This is a genomic window from Haloferax sp. KTX1 (genome assembly GCF_902410085.1).
Taxonomy (GTDB): domain Archaea; phylum Halobacteriota; class Halobacteria; order Halobacteriales; family Haloferacaceae; genus Haloferax; species Haloferax massiliensis.
The window spans coordinates 98,057-119,428 of sequence record NZ_CABPRH010000007.1 but is presented as its reverse complement, the minus strand read 5'-3'; the positions used below and the strand labels follow the sequence as shown (position 1 = coordinate 119,428).

Genomic DNA, 21,372 nt, shown 5'->3' with positions numbered 1-21,372 from the left:
CTTGAGGAGGCAGCGTGTATGAGACACCCGCAAACGCGGTTGGCGAACGTGACGGATCGCGGGGGAGCGACGACGCGACAGTGGAGACGCCGCGGTCGGACCAGTCGGCGTGCAAATCTCTTTGGGTCGGCGCACCCAACGGCGGGGCATGGGAATCGAACTCTACGCGCTCGACGGCTGTCCGTACTGCGAGAAGGTCCACGACGCGCTGTCCGAGGCGGGCATCGATTACGAGACGCAGTGGGTCGACGCGCTCCACTCGGACCGAAACGAGGTCAAGCGCGTGAGCGGCCAGCGCGGCGTTCCGGTCCTCGTCGACGGTGACCGCGGCGTGACGATGTCCGAGAGCGAGAACATCCTCCGGTACGTCGACCAGACGCTCGCATGAAGATATACACCGGTCGCGGCGACGAGGGGATGACCGACCTGCGGGACATGACCCGCGTGTCGAAGACGAGCCACCGCATCGAGGCGTACGGAACGGTCGACGAGGTGAACGCCCTCGTCGGGACCGTGCGCCCGACCGGCCACGGCGACGTGGACGACGTGTTGGAAGCCGTCCAGAACCACCTCCACATCGTGCAGGCCGACCTCGCCAACCCCGACCCCGACGAGGGCGACCCGCGGATAGCCACCGACCACGTGGACGAACTCGAAGCGTGGATAGACGAGGCCGATGAGGAACTCGACCCGCTCACGTCGTTTATCCTCCCCGGCGGGAGCGAGACGGGGGCGAAACTCCACCACGCCCGCGCGGTGTCGCGGCGGGCCGAGCGCCGCGTCGTCTCGCTCGCGGCCGAAGAACCCGTCAACGAGGAGGTCGTCGCCTACCTCAACCGCCTCTCCGACGCGCTGTTCGTCTTCGCGCGACTGGTCAACAAGCGCGACGGCGTGCCCGAGGAGTCGCCGACGTACTGAGTCGAGCCCCCGGTTCACCCGCGGCGTCGGCGGGTCGGCGCGGTCGCTCACGAGGATAATGGGACCAGGACGGACGAATCGTGCCCACGGTATCGCCGTCCCGGAAGGGGCCAGACGCTAACTGGGACCGACCACGAAGCGTGGCCTGCGTTCCCAGTTTTAGGTATGCCTAAGAATCACTAAAGTGTATCGCTCTTTCTCAGACATATGAGATTCGGTACCGCGTGACATAACCGTTTTCTCGTCCGCGGGACTATCCGGAGGTATGAACCGACATTACACCGACGCGCGGTACTACTTCCGACGAGGGTTCGAGCACCTGTACGCCGGGCTCGACGAGGAGACGGCACCGCTCCGTCGCCGCCTCATGGCGGCGCTCGGGCGCGAGGTCGAGGACGAGCCGGAGCCCGCGCCGCGGACGCGGCGGGAGCGCGTCGAGTACGGCGCGCGCCGGGCGGCGACGCGGAGTCGCCGGGCCGCCGGGCGGGTTCGGCGTCGCGTGCGACGGCCCGAGTAGACGCGTTTGCGCCCCCCGAATCCGGGCACAACGTAAGTCTTAATTGGCGGCGCGGGAAAGCAGAATCGTAGCCGGGTTGGTGGTCTAGCCAGGTTATGACGGCTCCTTCACACGGAGCAGGCCGGCGGTTCGAATCCGCCCCAACCCACTTTCTGAATTCTCGAAACGATAAGTGACAGCGAGGAGTCCGTGGAATCGAAAGTGGTCACGGTGGATTCGAAGCAGGGAGCGAACGAAGTGAGCGACCGAGGTTCGAATCCGCCCCAACCCACTTTCTGAATTCTCGAAACGATAAGTGACAGCGAGGCGTCCACAGAACCGAAGCTGGTCGCCGTCAGTTAACAATCAAAAACAAAAGGACACGCCCGCCGAGCGCCTACGCGATATCGTCCAGCGAGACGGCGCTCCCCCGGTCGACCGTAATCCACGAGGTCGTCAACTCCTCCGATTTCGGTGAGAACACGGTTAGTTCGCTCGGGTTCTCGGGGTCGTCGTAGATGCATTCGAGGTCGAACACCGGCGCGTCCGCCAACTCGTCGGAACTGTGGGGTGCGGCCGTACTCATCAGATAGAGACGTCCGCCTTGCAACTCGCACACAGCGCGTCGCCGACCGCCTCCTTCGGGACGGAGGTCCCGCATCGAGGGCACCGGGAACGGGTGCGCGAGTACTCCGTGTACGGTGCGATCCGCGAATTCTCGTTGGATTCGCTCATACACGTCCAAATACGACACGAGTACAAGAAGTTTTGGATATTGTGGTCGCGATTGCTCATATTCAAACCCGAATGTAACGATAATCTCGATTGTAGTTCGTACTCATCAATATCAAAAGGAGATTGGTACTCGGGTGGGAAATCGGTCGAGTCGTCCGGAGCGGCCCCGCGAGACGGCCACCAGTTCGATACCGTTCCGGTTTCGAAACGCTCAGCCGGCCCCGTCACTCATCCTGTCAAGAATGTCGAATAAACGAGAGGCTACCCTGTTAGCTTCGGTGACGTAATCGCTTTTCTGACAGTTAACGCGTAGCGTCTCGAATGAAACATCGTGTTTCGCGAACTGTTGCGGAAAAACTGGTCAATACGCCCCCAGTATCGGAATCAGAGACAGACTAACCGCCTACACCATCAGGTAAGTTGACAGCCGGAACGCGAAACTATTGAAACTATCTCGTCACCTTTTGCCGGCGGCGTCGGTAGATTGTCATCGAAGACACATGAGCACACGAACACGTATCGCCGGCGTCCTCGTCGTCGTCGCCCTCGTCGCGGCGGCGGGGACCGGTCTGGCGGCGTCCGACGGCGTGCAGTCGGTCGCCCAGCCGGACGCGCCGGCGGTCGACACACGGCAGGCACAGGTACAAGAACAGACGCAGACACAGATGCAGACGCAGTACTGCACGTACCCGAGCAACGGGACCTACGAGTCGTTCGACGTGAGCAACCTCTCCGCGCCGTCCGGCGTCGAAGCCGGCGAGCCGGTGACGGTGTCGGCGAACATCACCAACCCGAACGACGTGCCGATGATCCAGTGCGTCGAGTTCCGACTCGAAGGCGACGTGGTCGAGCGGACCGGCTGGGCGCTGAACCCCAACGAGACCGAGACCATCGAGTTCGACGTCAACACGACGGGTCTCGAAGACGGGACGTACATCCACGGCATCGAGACGCGGGACTTCGGCGAGCTGACGACGCTCACCGTGGGCGAACAGCCCGAACCCGAGGAGCCGACCGCGACGCTCCAGTTCGACGACCAGGAGTCCGACGGGAGTAACGTGACCGTCGCGAGCGCGAACCTCTCCGAGGGCGGCTACATCGCCATCCTCGACGAGAACGGTTCCGTCGTCGGCGCGACCGACTACCTCGAATCCGGCGAGCAGGAGAACGTCTCCGTGCCGCTCCTCGAACCGCTGAACGAGAGCGCCAACCTCACGGCGCAGGCGCACCTCGACACCAACGACAACCAGACGCTCGACTTCCTCACCTCCAACGGAACCGAGGACGGCCCGTACACGATGAACGGGACGCCCGTCACCGACGACGCGGTCGTGACTGTCGGTGAGGAGCCGACCACGGAGACGCCGACTGAGGAGCCGACCACCGACGAACCGACCACTGACGAACCGACCACTGAGGAACCAACCACTGACGAACCGACCACCGACGAACCGACCACCGACGAACCAACTACTGACGAACCGACCACCGACGAACCAACCACCGACGAACCGACCACTGACGAACCGACCACTGACGAACCGACCACCGACGAACCGATGAGCGAGACGCCGCCGCCGACCGAGACGCCCATCGACAACGAAACGGAGAACTGAGCCGACGACCGCCGACCGACTCGGACCCACCACCGGGTCGGTCCGGAGCTATTTTTTGACGGCGAGCGCCGGCCCGACCGGCCAACCGAAGTCAGCGACCGAGCGCCGCGAGCAGGCCGTCGGGAACGGTGAGGAAGCCGAACCAGACCAAAAGCACCACGAGTGCGGTGTAGCCGACCGAGATGGCGAAGTCCTTGGCGAACCGCCGCGCGGTGTACGGATGAGGTTCGGCCGACACAGCGTCGACCGCGCCCTTGTGGAGCAGGACGAACCCGGCCACGTTCGTCAGCCAGTAGCCCGCGACGACGCCCGGGAGAAACCAGCTTCTGGAGATGAGGCTCACCGCGACGCCGAACGCGTAGGCCAGCGGGAGGTTGACCACGAGGTCGTTCCACCACGAAAGCGGGGACAGAACGAACCCGATAGCGGCCAGGATACCGCCTTTCACGCGCCGCCGTTCCATCCGACTAGATGGACGGCAAGTAACATCAGCATTGTGAACTGATGGCATACACCGTGCCGGGAAGCACGCCGGAACGCGTCAGTCCGCCGTCCCGCTTTCGTCGCCGACGAGCGCGTCGACGAGCGTCGTGAGGTCCGGGACGGTGAGGTCGGGTTCCGGGCCGAACGGTTCCCACGGGGAGTCCTTGCGGTCGACCCGGACGCCCTGCATTCCGGCGTGTTGCGCCCCCATCACGTCGAACCAGCCGGCGGTCGCGTGGGCGAGTTCGTCGATGGGCGTCCCGGTTCGGGCGGCCGCGTGGCGGTAGAGTTCCGCGTCGGGTTTGAACACCTCGACCTCGTCGGCGCTGACGACGCCGTCGAGGAGGTCGCGGATGTCCGCGTGGTCGACCATCGAGTCGAGCATCTCGGGGTTCCCGTTGGAGACGACGTAGCAGTCGTAGCCGGCGTCGCGGAGGCGGCCGACCGCGTCGCGCACGTCGTCGAACACGTCGAGTTCGTGGTACACCGAGAGAATCTCGTCGCGCTCGCCCGCCGAGACCGACACGCCGTGGGCGTCCAGCGCGTACTGGAGCGCCGCGCGGTTGACCTCGTAGAAGGGTTCGTACTCGTCGACGTGGTTGCCGACGAAGGTGTATTCGAGCGACCGCGACCGCCACAGCTTCGAGACGGGTTCGGGGTCGTCGACGCGCTCGGCGAGCGCCTTCTCGGCGGCGTCGACGTCCACGAGGGTGCTGTACGAGTCGAACGTGACCGTCGAGACGCGGTCGGGGTCGAACGACATGCGCGGCTCTACGGCGGCGCGAGTGTTAACGATACGGCGGTCGCGCGGACGCGGCGGGAAAAAAGACCGAAGAATGGGTCGGCGCTCCTGACGAGCGCGGCGGGAGGGAGTCGGCCCGCTCAGTCGTCCCCCTCCTCGTCTTCCCAGAGGGTCACGAGGATGACCACGTCCTGCATGTCGAAGGCGTTGCTCCGCGGGTCGGTCGTCCCGAGTTCGAACAGGAAGATGGCCTGGTTGTCGGCGAGGGACATGGTTCGTCCGTCGGCGCTGATGTACGGCGCGACGAACTCGGCGACGTCGTCCTGTCCGTTGTAGCCTCGTATCGCCGGGACTGGGTCGCCGTCGCGGAGGACCGCGACCTGCCGGTGGTCGACCGTCGAGTCGGCCCTGACGTAGCCCCGGGCGGTGGCGACGATTGAGAGTCCGTCGCCGTCGTCGCCAGACAGGGTGAACGAGTGGGACCGGCGGTCGTTCACGTTGTTCCAGTCGCGCGGGTGGTGCGACTCGCGGTCGGCGACGAAGGTGACGGAGACCGGCACGTCGCCCCAACCGTCCCGGATGGCGCTGCCGAGCAGTTCGAACTCGCCCGTGAAGGCGTTCGACGGGACGACCTCGCCGTCGTCGATGCTGAAGTCGTCTTCGGGCTCCGGCGTCGACGGCGTGGTGTTTCTGACCTCGTAGGTCTCGCCCATCCCGCGGACTTCCAGCGGGATGGAGACCGTCGCGCCGGGGCCGGACGCCCCGTCGAGGGCGACGGTGACGGTATCGTGTTCGATTTCGGTCACGCCGGCGGGCGCGGTGTAGGTGAAACTCGCGCGGCCCGACTCGTCGGTGACGGCGGTCGCCCCGTCGACGGGGGCGACGGTGCCGCCGAGCGGCGTCGGCGAGGTGGCGGTCAGCGTCGCGCCCGCGGCGGGCGCGCCGTAGCGGTCGAACGCGCGGACAGTGAGCGTCTCGCGGCCGCCCGAGGGGACCGCGGCGTCCTCGCCTTCGACCGCGATAGCGTAGGCGGCGGGGTCGGGTTCGACGGCCTCGCCGACGCCGAGGCGGGCGACGCGGAAGTCGTAGCGGACGCCCGCGTCGAGTTCGATAGTGACGACCGCGTGGTCGCCGCTGGCGACGTGGGAGACGACCCGCGCGTGGGGTTCCTCGGCCATGAGGTCGACCCACGCGTCCTCCGAGAGGTAGGTCGGCACCGAGATGCGAACCGGGTCGGTGGCGTTGTACACCGGCAGCGACTCGCTGCGGACGGAGACGGGCGCGAGCGCCACGGTGTCGCCGGCGGTCGTGTGGCCGTCGAGGTCGCCCTCGAAGAACACGAGCGTGACGGTCGTGCCGCGGACGAGCGACTGGCGGTGGACGACGGGGTTCCCGTCGGTTTCGAGGTACGAAACGCCGCTTTCGAGCACCATCCGGGCCTCGTCGCGCTCGGCGTAGTCGGCCTCGTAGACGATGGCCTCGGTCGCGTAGGTTCGGGTCGACCCGTCCCAGAACACCGCTTCGGGACCGACCGCGGACGCGCCCGTGACCGTCACGGCGTCCGCGCCGTCGACCCGGAACGTCCCGACGCTGTCGGGCGGCGACACCACGAGGTAGCGCTCGGGGTACGACACGTCGGAGTCGACCGCGACGCGGCCGCCGGACTCGACGCCGGAGGCCCGGAAGAACTGCGAGTCGAGCGACGCGAGGTCGGTCGAGACGCTGGCGCTGTGGTCGGCCTCGTCGCCGGCGGTCCAGACGGGCGTGCCCGCGAGTTGGACCACCGCGATGACCGACACGACCAGCCCGAACGCGAAGACCAGCCCGAGGATTTCCGAGACGCCGCGGGAGTCGAGAGAGGGGTGAGACACGGCTCAGACCTCCTTCTCGGGCGCGTTCAGTTCGGGCGTGTCCTCGTCTTCGATAGAGGAGTCGGGCAGGTAGATGCGGACCGCCGCGGTGATGACCACGTCGTCCTCGGCGGAGATGGCGGCCTCGCGGCCGCTGACCATCCCGCCGTCGGAGGTTATCTCCACGTCCGTCTTGGTCGAGGCGATGTTCGCGCCGACGACGAAGACGTTGCCCTCGGCGTCGACGACGATGTCGCCGTCGCCGAGCATGACCACGCCGTTGAGGTTGACCCCGCCGCGCGCGGAGGCGACTTCGAGCGCGCCGTTGTCCTTGACCCCAGAGAGGCCGGCTCCGGCGAGGTCGACGCCGTCCGTGCCGTCGATGCGGATGTCGCCTTTCCCGCTGATGTCGGCGCTCCGGGCGCTGACGAAGCCGTTCGTCGAGACGATGCGGAGGCTGTTGCTGTCCTGTGCGACCGTCACCCCGGCGTTGTCGAGGTCGACGTCGCCGCCGGCCTCGATGGAGAGGCCGGCTTTGCTTCCCTGCGTGACCGACGCGCCCGAGAGGTCGATTTCGTCGCCCGCGGTCACGGTGATGTCCTTCCCCGACACCGAGGTGACGCTGACGCCGACAGCGGCCAGCGAGCCGCTTCCGGCGTCGATGTCGATCCGGCTGTTCGAGCCGGTGGCGACGACATCGACGTGGAGCGAGACGCCGTCGCCCGCGAGGTCGATGTCGCGGTCGGAGACGATGGCCCCGGTGCTCGGCGGGACGACGAGTCGGTCGGTGCCGGCGTCGTACTTCACGTCGCCGCCCGTGCCGGTGTCGTTGACGCGGTAGTCCGCGCCGTCGAACTCGCCGTTGCCGTCGACGTCCGCGTAGACGAAGCCGGGGTCGTCGACGGCGGCCACGAGCCCGCGGAGCGGGTCGGTGACCCCGCCCTCGCGAATCTGCACGTCGAAGGTCACGCGGTCGACGGTCGCGCCCGCGGCGTCCTCGGCGACCACGTCGAACTCGTCGTTGACGACGCCGTCGACGCTTCCGGGCGCGGTGTAGACGAACGTCGCGCGGCCGTCCGAATCGGTGACGGTCGAGACGGTTCCGGTGTCGCGCGCGACGACCCGCCCGCTTTCGGCGGTCAGGCCGGGGCTGGCCGTGACGACCGCGTTGGGGACGGGGTTGTTCTGCGCGTCGCGGACCTCGACGACGGCGCGGTGGCTCGCACCCGGCGGGACGACGGCGTTGTCGCCCTCGACGTCGACGATGTAGGCGGGGGCTTGGAGCGCGCCGGGGGTGTCGATGCCGACCCGCGAGAGCCGCAGGTCGTAGGTCTTGCCGGGCGCGAGTTCGACCGTCAGGGTGTTGTAGTCGGTGCCGGTCGCATACGAGATAGACCGGACGTTCGGCTCGTCGGCAAGCAGGTCGCGCCACGTGTCTTCGGAGAGCCGAGTGGGGACCGAGATGGTGATGGGCGCGCCCGCGTCGGTGACCGTGATGTAGTCGGTGCCGGCGCTCAGGGGGACGACGCCGAAGGTGGTCGCCTCGCTCGTCGCGGTGTCGATGTCGCCTTCGAGGAAGACGAGCGAGACCTTGGTGCCGTCGACGAGCGACTGGGTCGCGCCGACCTCGCCGCCGCCGTAGGCGGTGTACTGGGCGGTCCCCTCGTGGACGAGCGAGGGCTCGCTCTGGAGGTAGCGGTAGTCGGGGCGATAGACGAACTGCTGGGTGTCGAACGCGTGTTCGGAGCCGTCCCAGTAGGTGCCGGTCTCGCCGGTCGCGACCGCGCCGGAGATGCGGGCCGTCGCGGGGTCGGTCGTCCGGAGGCTGCCGGAGCCTGCGGCGGGCGAGACGAACAGCGCGCGGGTCGGGTAGTCGACGCCGGCGTCGAGGGTCGCGCGGGTCTGCCGGCCGTCGACGGCCTTCGAGACGCTCTCGTCGAACGCGGCGAAGTCGGTCTCGGCGGCCGTGAGGTGTTCGAACTCGGTCTGTTGGTTCCACGCGGGGACCGCGGAAACCTGCACCATGGCGACGAGCGAGACGACGAGCGCGAACGCGAGCATCGTGCCGAGGATGGCCGAGGCCCCGCGGCGGTCGCCGCGGAGGTGCGAGCCGCGGCGGGCCGCGCCCGCGACGAGCCCGCGCAGTACGTGCCTGCGGGGCGATTGCGTGTGTTGAGTGGGAGTGTTGTGAGTCATGGCCTTACACCAGTGCGAAGGCGACGAGCGCCAGCGCGGACAGTCCGAGGGCGTACTTCAGCCCGCTGAGGGCGCTGTTGTCGGCGAGTTTGCCGGCGAGGAGGCCGCTGCCGACCGCCTGAATCAGCGCGGAGTGGAAGAACACCACGTGGAAGTTCGCCAGCGGGACGGAGCCGATACCGATGGGGAGCGCCTGCCCGTTGGACGCCGTCGTGGGCGCGGTCATCTCGGCGAGGGGGGCGAGGTAGCTCGCGCCGAGCATCAGGATGACGAACAGGTAGACGAAGTACCCGATGACGACGATGGCGATGTACGAGCCCATCGCGCGACGGCGGGACTTCTCCAGTTTGTAGCGGTTTCGCGTGTCTTCGGCGGCGACGCTGAGGACGCGCGAGAGGTCGCCGCTGGTGCGGCCGCCGCTGGCGATGAGCCGGATGACCCGCGAGAGCTGCGGGACGTTGAGCCGGGTGGCGAACGCCATGAGCGCCGCGTGGGCGTCGTGGTTCCAGCGGATGTCGTTGCGGAGCGCGCGGAGTTCGTCCGCGAGCGCGCCGGACGACCAGCGGGAGACGAGCGCGAGCGACTCGACCAGCGAGATGCCCATCTGGTTGGCGCTCGAAAGCAGGTTCAGCGTGTCGGGAAAGCGCCGTTCGAGGGTGCGCTCGCGGCGGGTCCGAAGCTCGTGGAACACCGTCAGCGGGACCGCCACGATGGCGAACGGGAGGACGACGTACCAGACCGTCGTGTTGTACGGGTTCGTGAGCATCGCGTCGAGGCTGGGCGTCGCGAGGCCGAGCGCGTAGACCGCGACGACCGACAGGAGCGCGACGGGAACCGTGAGGGCCGCCGAGAGGTACGGCTGGCGGCGCATGATGTCGAGCGGGTCGCCGACGAGCGTCCGAAGCTCGTACACCGCGTTTTCGAGGCGGTAGTCGTCGAGTCGCTCGTCGACGACGCCGCCGTCGGAGGCGATTCCGTCGCTCCCCCAGCGGGCCTCGCGGGCGCGCTGGACCTCGCGGCGCACCGCGCCGAGGAAGTCGAGCGCGACCGTCCGAATCTCTTCGAGGACGGTCACGTCGTGTTTCGTCCGGACCGTGTCCTGGGTGTACGGCGAGGAGAGCACGTCCACGAGGAGCAGGAACAGCCCCATCCCGAGGGGGAAGATGAGGTAGTTCAGCGCGTACAGTTGGACGAGGGTGTCGCCGCCGAGGAAGCTGATGACCATCAGAGTGACGATGAGCAGGAGCGGCGCGGCGACGAACGCGGCGACGAACACCTCAGAGAGCATCGACAGCGTCTCGATGAAGTCCTCCTGTTCGTCGCGGGCCTCTTCGAGGTACGTCGCGGACTCGCGGTCGAGGAAGGCGGTCACGTCGCCGCCGGAGTCGAGGACCGAAAGCAAGTCGTCGAGGAACTGCTCGAAGTTGATCGACGGCGTCAGGTTCCGGGAGTTGCGGAGCGCCGTGAACAGGTCGTTACCGAACAGGTCCATGTCGCGGGCGATCATCTCGAACTCGCGGGACACCTCGCCGTAGTCGGGCGCGTCGGCGACCGAGCGGATGACTTCGAGGAAGCTCATCCCGCCGTGGCTGAGCGCGTACATGTAGACGATGGCGTGCGGGAGCAGGATGTCGATGCTCCGGCCGCGCATCTCGGCGCGGCTCTTGGGGAGGTAGTACCGGGCGTAGTAGGTCCCGGCGGCCGCTAACCCGCCGACGAGGCCGACGAGGGCCACGCCGAGGATGGGCACCTTGTAGGGGGTGAGCGGGGCGACGTACTGCGCCGCGATGCCGAGGCTCACGGGGCTCGACGCGTTCGCCAACACGCCCGTGCGGGCGAGGACGAACGTGAGCGCGAGCCCGACGAGCGAGCCGAACGCCGCGGTGACGACCGCCAGCTTCACCGACTGGGTGAGATACAGGTCGTAGGTCGTGCCCACGCGGGTCTGGTTCAGCCAGCGCTGGAGGTCGCGGTGGCCCGCCGGGTGGCGCTTGAAGTACGTGCGGACGTAGCCGTAGCGCTGGCGGAGTCGCTCGACCTCCTCGGGCGACTCGTCGAAGTGTTCGCGCGGGAAGTACTGCTCGACCTCGTAGTCGGGCAGGGGAACCGACGCCGACGAGTCAGCGGGCATCGTCGGCCTCCCGGTCGGCGTCGGTCGCGGGTTCGTCGGCCTCGACGTCGTCCGAGCCATCCGAGGCGTCCGAAGCGTCCGAGGCGTCATCGGCCGGCGCGGGGCCGGCCTCCGCGATATCGTCGAACTCGACGGCGTCTGCGACGACAGCGGAATCGGCTTCCGCGTCGTCTGCGCCGGCATCAGCGTCGTCGCCGACTTCCCAGTCGGTCCCGACACCGTCGGGGTCGCCGGGTTCGTCGGGGGCGTCGGCGTCGTCGCCGTCCGCGTCGTCTAGCTCGATGTCGAACAGGTCCGCGAGGAGCCGTTCGGTCTCGGGCGAGACCTCTATTTCGTCGTCGAGGTCGTCGGTCGCGGCGTTCTCGCCGGCCGCGGGGTCGTCGCTCTCGTCGGCCTCGTCTTCGACGGAGACCAGCGAGGTCTCGGCGTAGACGTGCGCGAGGAGCCCCTCGCGGTCGCGCTCGAAGCGGCGAATCATCGCCGAGACGGTCAGGTAGTCGTCGACGCCCGAGGCGGCGATGTACCGGAGCACGTCGGCGCGAACGTCGAGTTCGTACTTGAGGTCGGCCTTCGTCCAGCCGCGCTCGGCGGCGATTTCGTCGAGGACGACCGAGTCGCCGACGCGCTCGTGGGCGTCGTTCTCGGGGTTGCGCTTGAACACGTCGCGGAGTTCGACCTCGCCGTCGTCGTCGACGCCGGCGATTTCGGTGACGGCGATGTTCCGGCGGGTCCGGTCGCCGTCGAGGTGAATCTGCTTTTGGACCGAGATGATGTCGAGGTCCGAGAGCATCTGGGCGGGCACGCCGAGGGGCTCGTTGCGCATGCGGTGGACCACGCCCTCCGAGGAGTCGGCGTGGAACGTCGTGTACGCGGTGTGGCCCGTGGCGATGGAGTGGAAGAACGTCAGGGCGACGCGCTCTTCGGTGCGAATCTCGCCGACCAGCAGGTACTCGGGGCGCTGGCGGAGCGCGGCCTGCAGGAGCGCGTACATCGACACCTCGCCGCGGCCGTCGGCCGTGAACGTGTCGCGGGTGACCGACTGAATCCAGTTGTCGTGCGGGAGCGTGATTTCGCGGGTGTCCTCGATGGAGACGACTTTCGCGTGGCCGGGGACGAAGAACGACACCGCGTTCATCGAGGTGGTCTTCCCGGAGCCCGTGCCGCCCGCGAAGATGAGAGAGCGGTTGTTCTCGATGGCGAGCCAGAAGTACGCCATCTGCTCGACGCTGAAGGTGTTCCAGCGCACGAGGTCGACCGGCGACAGCGGCACGTCCGAGAACTTCCGGATGGTGAAGTTCGACCCGCGGGTGGCGATGTCGGAGCCGAGGGTCAACTGGACGCGGGAGCCGTCCGGGAGGCTCGCGTCGACGAGCGGGTCGGAGACGGTCACCTGCTTGCCCGCGCGCTGCGCGAGGCGGATGGTGAACGACGAGAGGTCGCCGTCGTCGAAGACGACGTTCGTCGGCACGTCCCGGTAGACGCTGTGGAAGACGTAGACGGGCACGTCGTCGCCGTCGCAGGAGATGTCCTCGATGCCGGGGTCGCGCATCACGGGGTCGATGCGGCCGAAGTGGATGAAGTCGCGGAGCAGGAAGTAAAACAGCTTCCAGAGCGACCCGTCTTCGACCGTCGCGGCGTGTTCGGTGATTATCTCGCGGGCCTCGTCGTCGAAGACGTCCTCGCGGTCGCCGTCGGCGTCGAGGTCGCGGTACAGGAGGCTGTTGCGCAGAATCTTCGTCAGGTCCTCGCGCACGAAGTCCTCGAAGGCGTCGAGGCGCGGCTCGCTCACGTGGTACCGGTGTTCGCGCTTCTCGTGGTCGTACAGGATGGAGACGAACGCGAAGGGCTTGTTCACCCAGTAGTGTTCGACGGCCTCGACGCCTTCGAGGAACGCGAAGTCGAAGAACCTGTCTTCGATGAACGCCTCGGAGGGCGCGGGCGCGAACGCCGTCTCGTCGTCGATTTCGGCGAAGAACGCCTTCACCTCGCGGAGGACGGCCTCCCGGAGCGTTTCCGGGCGGTCCTCGTCTTCCGCCTCGCCTTCGACGGGGTCGGCGGGGCCGTACTCGATGCGGTCCGACGCGGGGACCGGAAGTTCACTCGCGCGGGCGGCCATCGCCTCCGGACCGGTCGTGGGGACCAGTTCGGCGGTGCCACCGTCTGCTCGGAACGATTCTTCGCCATCGCGGCGGTCAGTCTGGGAGTTCTTGTCAGGAGACGCCATTCTCTGGAAATACTGAACGGTAGGAACGGCTGTAAGTATGGAGCGACTAGATGTCCGAACTCGGCGGGTTAGGCCCGAACTACCGCCGGATTCAGGAATCTAACTGGTTCGGTCTCGGCGGGGAAGTTAGACCGACACGCCCCCGGAACGACCCGGCAACGGCTGACAACCAACTGAGAGTACTGTCCCTCGCGGACGGTGCCCCCGGCCGACGCGTCGGCGAGAAACGGCGACATTCATCGAAATGTGAGTGTTAACAATGGTCATAGGCCGTCTGCCGGCGGAATTCGCCCCTTCAGTCCCGTCGTGGCCTTGCGATTTCGGTCCTTCCTAGCGGGTGGAAACGGGACGAACCTTCAAGAGACGAGGCGTTGTATGTAAGGATGTATTATGGATATTGCTGATATCGCCACTCCTGATTTCATCGAGGTCGACGTTGACGAGCGATTAGGCAAAGTCCGCTCCATCTTCGAGCGGGAAAACCCTAAGGGCATCATCGTCCAGGACGACGGCGAGTACGCGGGCGTCATCGGTGAGAAACAGCTCATCAACTCGCACGTCGAAGACAGCACCAAAGCGGCCGCGCTGACGAAGGCCGTCCCCAAGATAGACCGTCACGAGAACGTGCGCGAGGTCGCTCGCATGCTCGTCGAGGGCGACACGAAGGTCGCGCCGGTCTACGAGGGCGAAAAACAGTACGGCATCATCACGCAGGACGCCATCCTCGAAGCCGTCCTCGACAACCTCGACGCGCTGACCGTCGAGCAGATTTACACCGACGACGTGATCACCGTCGGCGAGCGCGACCACCTCGGGCAGGCCATCAACCGCCTCCGCGAACACGGCGTCTCGCGGCTCCCGGTCGTCAACGACGAGGGCCGCCTCGCGGGTATCCTGACCACCTACGACCTCGTCGAGTTCATGGTGCGCGACGAGGGTCGGCAGGGCAAACAGGACCGCCGCGGCGACACCGACCGCATGCTCGACCTCCCGGTCTACGACCTCATGACCAGCCCGGCGCGCACGGCGACGCCCGACGAGAGCGTCCGCGACGCGGTCGCGCGCATGCTGGAAAACGACATCGCCGGCCTCGTCGTCACGCCGGCCGACGACGACGGCGAAGTCCTCGGCGTGGTGACCAAAACCGACGTGCTCCGCGCGCTCACCTACACCGAAGAGGAGCAGATGGACGTGCAGGTCACGAACATCGGCCTCCTCGAAACGCTGAGCCGCGCCGATATCAACTCGGCTATCACCGAGGTCGCGGACAAGTACCAGCGGATGAGCGTGCTCCACGCCCACGTCCGCTTCCACGAGCACAAGGAGAAGCTCCGCGGCACGCCGCTCATCCAGTGCCAGATTCGGCTCCGCACGAGCCACGGCCAACTGGCCGGCAGCGGCGAGGGCTACGGCGCGGAACACGCGTTCCACGTCGCGCTCGACAAGCTCGAACGCAACGTGCTCGAAGTCAAGGGCTTCGAGGCCGACGAGCGCTACCGCGGCCAGCTCCTCCGCAAGCTCAACGAGCTGTAACGCCGCCGAGTCGCCGGGGCGCACACCGAACGCCCGAGCTGAAACGGAAATCGAACACAGGAGCGGGATTCGGCCGGGGCGTCCGCCCGGCCGCGTCGACCCTTTTTCTACACGTCAGACGCGGAGAGCCCGCGGTCCGTTATCTTGAACGTCGCCGTCTCCCCGGCGGGTTTCGCGCGATGTTTTTCGAGCGTCGCCCGGCGGTTGCCGCCGCGGAAGCGGTCGAGGCGGACGACGGTGCCGGTCCAGTGTTCGAGGGTGTGGCCGCCGAGCGCGCGCGTCCGGTCGGTGTCGGGGTCGGCGTACACCTGATTCGTCAGGACGACCGCGAGGTCGTGTTTGCGCGCGAGCGACAGCAGGTGCGTGACCTGCCGTGCCACCCGGCGGAGCGCCTCGCCGCCGTCGCCCTCGGCGGTCCGTTCCAGCCGGTAGAAACCGGTCGCCGAATCGAGGACGATGAGGTCGGCGCTGGCGGCGAACTCTTCGGCGTCGCGGACGGCCTGTTCTTGGTCCTCGAAGTCGTACGCCTCGCTTATCATCAGCCGCGAGGTCACAGACTCCACGTCCTCGGGGGCGACCGCCTCCGCGAGCTGCTGGAAGCGGTCGACCGACAGGCCCTCGGTGTCGATGTAGACGACGGTGCCGCCCGCGGCGGCGACCCGGACCGCCGCCGAGAGCGCGACGTTCGTCTTGCCGGCCGCGGAGGGACCGTACACCTGCGTGACGGTGCCGCGTTCGAACCCGCCGTCGAGGAGGTCGTCGAGCGCGTCACAGCCGGTGGAGACTGACTCTGTCACGTCAGGTGGTGGGTGCCACCGGCCGAAAAAGACCCCGGTCGCCGCGGACGGTCTCGGGGGCACTCGCAGTCGCGCGACCGACCGCCGCCTCGACGCCGGTCCGCGGCCGCCACGGCGACTCGCGCACGACGCTTTATTCGTCGCCGTCGCCAAGGGACCTCCGTGATAGTCGTCGCCACCGCCGATTTCGACCTCTACCACGAGGCCGTGTCCGAACTCCGGAGCCGAGGTGTCACGTTTACGACCGTCGAGCCGGGCGACCCCCTGCCCGAGCGGGCCCGGGTGCTCCTCACCGGCCCCGACGACGACCTCGACGGCACGGGGGCAGACGGAACCGTGACCCGCGTGACCGCGACCGGCGACGACGTGCGCCGCGCCGTCGACGAGGCGCTCGCCAGCCTCCGCGGCGACGGCGGACGGACCGTCGTCGGCGTGGACCCCGGAACCAGACCGGGCATCGCCGTCCTCTCGGGCGAGACGGTCGTCGCCGCGTTCCACGTCCCGCTTTCGGACGCCGTCGACGTCATCCGAGAGGAGACCGACGACGCGGTCGACCCCGTGGTCCGCATCGGCGACGGCGCGCGTCTGCAGGGCGCGAAGCTCATCAACGAACTCGACGGCGTCGCGGTCGAACTCGTCGACGAGACCGGGACGACGCCCTACCTCGGAAGCGGCGCGCGCGGCATGGGCGACGTGCTCGCCGCGGTGAACATCGCCCGCCGGGACGGCGAGCGCATCGAGTCCCGCGAGATAGAGCCGACCGAGGGCGAACTCACGCGCATCAAAGCTCGGTCGCGGGAGGCGTCGGCCGACAACCGCACCATCGACGACGGCCTCGCGCGCCGCGTCGCCGGCGGGGAACTGAGTATCGACGAGGCGCTGGACGAACACCGTTCGCGCGAGGAATGAGCGTCCACGTCGGCGGTTTCGATGCCGTTAACGCCCGCCTAACGCCCCGCTACGCGACCGAGAGAGAGCCCCGCGTTCCGAGTGGTCGGCGGGGAAAGAACGGTCTTAACGCGGCTCTCAGTTTATGAGACGCACCGTGCCCGATTCATACCTACGTTCTCCCGGTGCGTATTCCGTGTCGCATGAGCACATCACGCACCCCCGAACTCGGGCGACGGACGTATCTGAAGGCACTCGGCGCCGGCGCGCTCTCGGTCGGCGCGTTCGCCGCGCCCGCGGCGGCCCACGGCGGGGCGCTCCAGCGCGAACTCGCGTCGGTTCGGGCGGCCACGTCCAAGTACGCCGACGTTCGGAAGGCAATCGCGGACGGCTACGTCCTCGGCAGTCCGTTCGTGCCGGGCATGGGCTACCACTACGTGAACGAGAACTACGTCATCGAGAACGACGACGACGAGGTCGATATCACCAAGCCCGCCGCGCTCGTCTACGGGAAAAACGAGGGCAACGGCAGGGAAACGCTCGTCCTCGGCGCGGTGGAGTACCTGTTCGACGAGGGAGAGACGTACACCGGCTCGTTCCCGGACCCGTTCCACGGCGACGGCGACGACGGCATGTGGGGCTTTGCGGCGGGACACTGGGGCCTCCACGCGTGGGTCCACGTGAACAACCCCGCGGGGACGTTCGCGCCGTTCAACTCCCGGCCGCAGTTCAACGAAAAGGACGCGTGACCCGGCGTCGATAGCCGCGGCGGTTCGTCTATTTTACTGCCCGTTCGAGTCGTCTGAGTCGGAGTCGGACCCGGTAACCGCCGCGTCGGCCGACGCCACCGCGTCGACGGCGCGGCGCATGACCTCTCGGACCGGAAGCCCCGTCTCTTTCGCCACCGCCAGCGCGTCGTCGTACTCGGCGCTTCGGTCGTAGACGACGCCGTCGGCGTCGCTTCCGACCTTGACGCTCACCTCGTAGTCGTCGCCGTCGATGTCGAGCGTCGCGGTCTCGAACTCGCGGCGGGCGGTCCAGCGGTGGCCCGCGCCGTGCTCGCGGACGCCGAGCGTGCCGGTCTCGACCGCGAGGCGGTAGGCGACGCGCTCGGCGTCCTCCGGCTTGACGACGGCCTTGACGAGGTGGCCGGGCCGGGACTTCTTCATCGTCGTCGGGACGATGGTCACGTCGCGCGCGCCGGCGTCCGTCAGGGTCTCCTGTAGCCCGCCGAGGACCTCGGGCGTGGCGTCGTCGAGGTTCGTTTCGAGGACGGAGATATCGTCGCGGACGAGCCGCGAGCCGCCGTCACCGACGACGGCGCGGAGAACGTTGGGGTGGTCGGGGAACCCCCGGCCGCCGGCCCCGTAACCGGACGACTCGACCGACATCGACGGCAGCGTCTCGACGCCCTCGGCGAGGTGCGCGAGGATGGCCGCGCCCGTGGGAGTGAGCAGTTCGGATTCGACGGGACCGCCGCGGACCGACCAGTCGGCCGCCGCGGCGATGTTGACCACGGCGGGCGCGGGGACCGGGTAGGTTCCGTGGCTCATCTCGGCCTCGCCGCCGCCGACGGCGACCGGGCCGGTGACGACCCGGTCCACGTCGAGGTCGTCGAGGAGGAGACAGACCCCGACCACGTCGGCGACAGCGTCGTCCGCGCCGACCTCGTGGAAGTGCGTCGCGTCGAGGTCGGTGCCGTGGACCTCGGCCTCGGCCTCGCCGAGCACGCGGAAGATGGCCGTCGCGTCTTCGACCACGCCCGCGGGGAGGTCCATCGACTCGACGAGGTCGACGACCTCGGGAAAGGTCCGGTGCGGGCCGTGGCCCTCGGCGTGGGTGTGGCCGTCGCGAGTGTGCGAATGCTCGTGGTGGTGATGGTCGTCGTGAGTGTGCGGGTGGCCGTGGTCGTGCGAGTGGGAGTGGCCGTGGTCGTGCGAATGCTCGTTGCCGTCGTCGCGGTGGTGTGTGTGCTCCTCGTCGCGAGCGTGGTCGTGCCGGCGGTACTGGTGCTGGTGGCTGTGCTCGGCGTCGACGCCACCCCCGCCACGCCCGTCGTCCTCGTCGCCGTCGCCGCTCTCGGGTTCGGGCTGGTGTCGGTGGTCGTCGCCGTGGCCCTCGCCGCGGGGGTCGCCCCCGTCGGCCTCCGGGAGGAGCACGTCCACCTTGGTGGCGAGGATGCCGTTTTTGTCGACCTCGTGGACGCGGTAGGTCACGTCGAGGGCGTCTTCGACGGGCGAGAGGACGGACTGGTCGGCACCGGCGGCGACGAGCGCGCCGAGAAGCATGTCGCCGCTGGCACCCATCCGGCCGTCGAACGCGAGGAGTCGCATGCGTGAACCGTCGTGTTCGAGCGTAAAAACGCCGGCCATCGACGCGCCGTCACCTGTCCAGTCGGTAGGGATTAGTAGCGGCCCGCCCTACGGTGTGCTAGGCTGTAACCACGAGAGGACGGTGCCTCGGGCCGACCGGGGAAGGACTTATCCGATGGCCTCTCACAGGTATCAGCATCCCCGCGAGGTAATCATGAACGAAGTCCAACTCGAAGTGGCGAAAGCGTACCCGAACGACTCGGGGCGCGGCATCGCCCGTCTTGATCCGGACACCTTGCTCCATCTCAAGCTCTCGCCGGGAGACATCATCGAGATAGAGGGAGGGAAGACGACCGCCGCGAAGGTGTGGCGGGCAGACCGGCAGGACTGGAACACGGATACGGTCCGCATCGACGGGTTCACCCGGCAGAACGCCGACGTGAGTATCGGCGAGCGGGTCACCATCCGCAAGGCAGAGGCCACGAAGGCCGACAAACTCGTGCTTGCGCCGCCGGAGGAGGCGAGCGTGCAGTTCGGGTCCGACGCGGCCGGCATGGTCAAACGGCAGATTCTCAAGCGGCCCGTGGTCGAACGCGACATCGTCCCGGTGATGTCGAGCACGAACCACCCGTTTATGCGGTCGCCCGGACAGGCGATTCCGCTCATCGCCGTCGAGACGAAGCCCGACGGCGTCGTCCTCGTCACTGAGGACACCGACGTCGAACTCCGCGAGGAGCCCATCTCGGGCTTCGAGAAGGCCGGCGGCGGCATCACCTACGAGGACATCGGCGGGCTGACCAACGAGATTCAGCGCGTCCGCGAGATGGTCGAACTGCCGATGAAACACCCCCAGATATTCAAGAAACTGGGCATCGAGCCCCCGCAGGGGGTGTTGCTCCACGGGCCGCCGGGCACCGGGAAGACGCTTCTCGCCCGCGCGGTCGCCAACGAGACGTCGGCGAGTTTCTTCTCTATCGCAGGGCCGGAGATCATCTCGAAGTACTACGGCGAGTCCGAACAACAGCTCCGCGAGATATTCGAGGACGCCAAAGAGGAGTCGCCGAGCATCATCTTCATCGACGAACTCGACTCCATCGCGCCCAAGCGCGAGGACGTGACCGGCGAGGTCGAACGCCGGGTCGTCGCCCAACTCTTGACAATGATGGACGGGCTCGAAGCCCGCGGACAGGTCATCGTCATCGCGGCGACGAACCGCGTCGACTCGGTGGACCCCGCGCTCCGCCGTCCCGGTCGGTTCGACCGCGAAATCGAAATCGGCGTGCCCGACGAGGAGGGCCGCAAGGAAATTCTCCAGATCCACACCCGCGGGATGCCGCTTTCGGACGACGTGGACCTCGACGACCTCGCCGACGACACCCACGGCTTCGTCGGCGCGGACATCGAGGCGCTGACCAAGGAGGCCGCGATGAAGGCGCTGCGGCGCTACCTCCCCGAAATCGACCTCGACAGGGAGGACATCCCGCCGAGCCTCATCGACCGCATGGTCGTCAAGAACGACGACTTCGGCGGCGCGCTCGGCGAGGTCGAACCCTCGGCGATGCGCGAGGTGCTCGTCGAGATTCCGAAGGTCACGTGGAACGACGTCGGCGGGCTCGAAGGGCCCAAACAGAAGGTCCAAGAGAGCGTCGAGTGGCCGCTGACGACCCCCGAGAAGTTCCAGCGGATGGGCATCGAGGCACCGAAGGGCGTGCTCCTCTACGGGCCGCCCGGCACGGGGAAGACCCTGATAGCGAAGGCCGTCGCCAACGAGACGAACGCGAACTTCATCTCGGTGCGCGGCCCGCAGCTGCTGTCGAAGTGGGTCGGCGAGTCGGAGAAGGCGATTCGGCAGACGTTCCGCAAGGCGCGGCAGGTCTCGCCGACCATCATCTTCTTCGACGAGCTTGACGCGCTCGCCCCCGCCCGCGGCAACGACATGGGCAACAACGTCTCCGAGCGCGTCGTCAACCAACTCCTGACGGAGTTAGACGGCCTCGAAGACGCGGGCAACGTCATGGTCATCGCGGCGACGAACCGCCCGGACATGATCGACCCCGCGCTCATCCGCTCGGGGCGGTTCGACCGCCTCGTGCTCATCGGCCAGCCCGCAGAGGAGGGCCGCGAGCAGATTCTCGACATCCACACGCAGCAGAGCCCGCTCGCCCCCGACGTGAGCCTCCGCGAAATCGCGGAGATAACCGACGGCTACGTCGGCTCCGACCTCGAATCCATCTGCCGCGAGGCGGCCATCGAGGCGCTCCGCGAGGACGCCGACGCCGAGGAAATCGAGATGCGCCACTTCCGCAAGGCGATGGAGTCGGTCCGCCCGACCATCACCGAGGAACTGATGCGCTACTACGAGGACATCCAAGACCAGTTCAAGGGCGGCTCCCGCGAGGGCCTGTCGCCCGACACCCGCGACGGCGGCCGCATCGGCTTCCAGTAAGCCGG

General features: G+C 67.7%; 18 protein-coding genes and 1 tRNA gene. 9 read left to right on the top strand and 10 right to left on the bottom strand.

Annotation, left to right across the window (positions count from 1 at the left end):
* Positions 1–148 precede the first annotated feature (148 nt).
* The 4 genes from FY251_RS12700 (at position 149) to FY251_RS12685 (ending at position 1,583) form a co-directional block, all read left to right on the top strand.
* Positions 149–388, top strand: coding sequence for a glutathione S-transferase N-terminal domain-containing protein (locus FY251_RS12700; RefSeq protein WP_148415207.1), 240 nt, complete (start codon positions 149–151; stop codon positions 386–388).
* Complete coding sequence (locus FY251_RS12695; protein WP_148415206.1) at positions 385–918, top strand: cob(I)yrinic acid a,c-diamide adenosyltransferase; 534 nt, start codon at positions 385–387, stop codon at positions 916–918. The genes FY251_RS12700 and FY251_RS12695 overlap by 4 nt, the downstream gene beginning before the upstream one ends.
* Before the next feature lie 265 nt (positions 919–1,183).
* Positions 1,184–1,435, top strand: coding sequence for a hypothetical protein (locus FY251_RS12690; protein ID WP_148415205.1), 252 nt, complete (start codon positions 1,184–1,186; stop codon positions 1,433–1,435).
* 73 nt (positions 1,436–1,508) lie between these two features.
* Positions 1,509–1,583, top strand: a tRNA-Val gene (locus FY251_RS12685).
* Between the two features lie 228 nt (positions 1,584–1,811).
* Here FY251_RS12685 and FY251_RS12680 read toward each other — a convergent pair.
* Together FY251_RS12680 and FY251_RS22580 are read right to left on the bottom strand one after the other, a co-directional pair.
* Positions 1,812–2,000, bottom strand: coding sequence for a hypothetical protein (locus FY251_RS12680; protein ID WP_089781571.1), 189 nt, complete (start codon positions 1,998–2,000; stop codon positions 1,812–1,814).
* Positions 2,000–2,149, bottom strand: coding sequence for a hypothetical protein (locus tag FY251_RS22580; protein WP_187367408.1), 150 nt, complete (start codon positions 2,147–2,149; stop codon positions 2,000–2,002). The genes FY251_RS12680 and FY251_RS22580 overlap by 1 nt, the downstream gene beginning before the upstream one ends.
* Before the next feature lie 500 nt (positions 2,150–2,649).
* Here FY251_RS22580 and FY251_RS12670 point away from each other — a divergent pair, with 500 nt between their 5' ends.
* A complete protein-coding gene (locus FY251_RS12670; RefSeq protein ID WP_148415204.1) occupies positions 2,650–3,765 on the top strand; it encodes a hypothetical protein in 1,116 nt (371 codons plus the stop codon).
* A gap of 91 nt (positions 3,766–3,856) precedes the next feature.
* Here the strand turns inward: FY251_RS12670 and FY251_RS12665 are convergent, their stop codons facing one another.
* The 6 genes from FY251_RS12665 to FY251_RS12640 all read right to left on the bottom strand — a co-directional run bounded on the left by FY251_RS12665 (position 3,857) and on the right by FY251_RS12640 (position 13,391).
* Positions 3,857–4,228, bottom strand: coding sequence for a hypothetical protein (locus FY251_RS12665; RefSeq protein ID WP_148415203.1), 372 nt, complete (start codon positions 4,226–4,228; stop codon positions 3,857–3,859).
* Between the two features lie 78 nt (positions 4,229–4,306).
* Positions 4,307–5,011: a haloacid dehalogenase type II gene (locus FY251_RS12660; RefSeq protein WP_148415202.1), complete on the bottom strand. Its 705-nt coding sequence runs from the start codon at positions 5,009–5,011 to the stop codon at positions 4,307–4,309.
* A 119-nt stretch (positions 5,012–5,130) separates the two neighbouring features.
* Positions 5,131–6,861, bottom strand: a complete 1,731-nt coding sequence (locus FY251_RS12655; protein ID WP_148415201.1) for an Ig-like domain-containing protein — start codon at positions 6,859–6,861, stop codon at positions 5,131–5,133.
* A gap of 3 nt (positions 6,862–6,864) precedes the next feature.
* A complete protein-coding gene (locus tag FY251_RS12650) occupies positions 6,865–9,036 on the bottom strand; it encodes a hypothetical protein (protein WP_148415200.1) in 2,172 nt (723 codons plus the stop codon).
* Between the two features lie 4 nt (positions 9,037–9,040).
* A complete protein-coding gene (locus FY251_RS12645; RefSeq protein ID WP_148415199.1) occupies positions 9,041–11,167 on the bottom strand; it encodes a type II secretion system F family protein in 2,127 nt (708 codons plus the stop codon).
* A complete protein-coding gene (locus FY251_RS12640) occupies positions 11,157–13,391 on the bottom strand; it encodes a type II/IV secretion system ATPase subunit (RefSeq protein ID WP_148415198.1) in 2,235 nt (744 codons plus the stop codon). Before FY251_RS12640 ends, FY251_RS12645 begins: the two co-directional genes overlap by 11 nt.
* 390 nt (positions 13,392–13,781) lie before the next feature.
* Here FY251_RS12640 and FY251_RS12635 point away from each other — a divergent pair, with 390 nt between their 5' ends.
* A complete protein-coding gene (locus tag FY251_RS12635; protein ID WP_148415197.1) occupies positions 13,782–14,924 on the top strand; it encodes a CBS domain-containing protein in 1,143 nt (380 codons plus the stop codon).
* A gap of 107 nt (positions 14,925–15,031) precedes the next feature.
* On the opposite strand, the gene radB is transcribed toward FY251_RS12635, so the two are convergent.
* Entirely contained in the window at positions 15,032–15,721 is a 690-nt protein-coding gene (gene radB / locus FY251_RS12630; RefSeq protein ID WP_148415196.1) for a DNA repair and recombination protein RadB, read from the bottom strand.
* Between the two features lie 162 nt (positions 15,722–15,883).
* Between radB and FY251_RS12625 the strand changes: the two genes are divergently transcribed.
* Positions 15,884–16,630 (top strand): hypothetical protein, encoded by a 747-nt coding sequence (locus tag FY251_RS12625; protein ID WP_148415195.1) that lies wholly within the window; start codon positions 15,884–15,886, stop codon positions 16,628–16,630.
* Between the two features lie 182 nt (positions 16,631–16,812).
* Positions 16,813–17,358: a hypothetical protein gene (locus FY251_RS12620; protein WP_148415194.1), complete on the top strand. Its 546-nt coding sequence runs from the start codon at positions 16,813–16,815 to the stop codon at positions 17,356–17,358.
* A 33-nt stretch (positions 17,359–17,391) separates the two neighbouring features.
* On the opposite strand, the gene larC is transcribed toward FY251_RS12620, so the two are convergent.
* Positions 17,392–18,942 (bottom strand): nickel pincer cofactor biosynthesis protein LarC, encoded by a 1,551-nt coding sequence (larC, locus tag FY251_RS12615; RefSeq protein ID WP_148415193.1) that lies wholly within the window; start codon positions 18,940–18,942, stop codon positions 17,392–17,394.
* 193 nt (positions 18,943–19,135) lie between these two features.
* Between larC and FY251_RS12610 the strand changes: the two genes are divergently transcribed.
* On the top strand, positions 19,136–21,367 hold the full coding sequence (locus FY251_RS12610; RefSeq protein WP_148415192.1) for a CDC48 family AAA ATPase: 2,232 nt from the start codon (positions 19,136–19,138) through the stop codon (positions 21,365–21,367).
* The last annotated feature ends 5 nt before the right edge of the window (positions 21,368–21,372 follow it).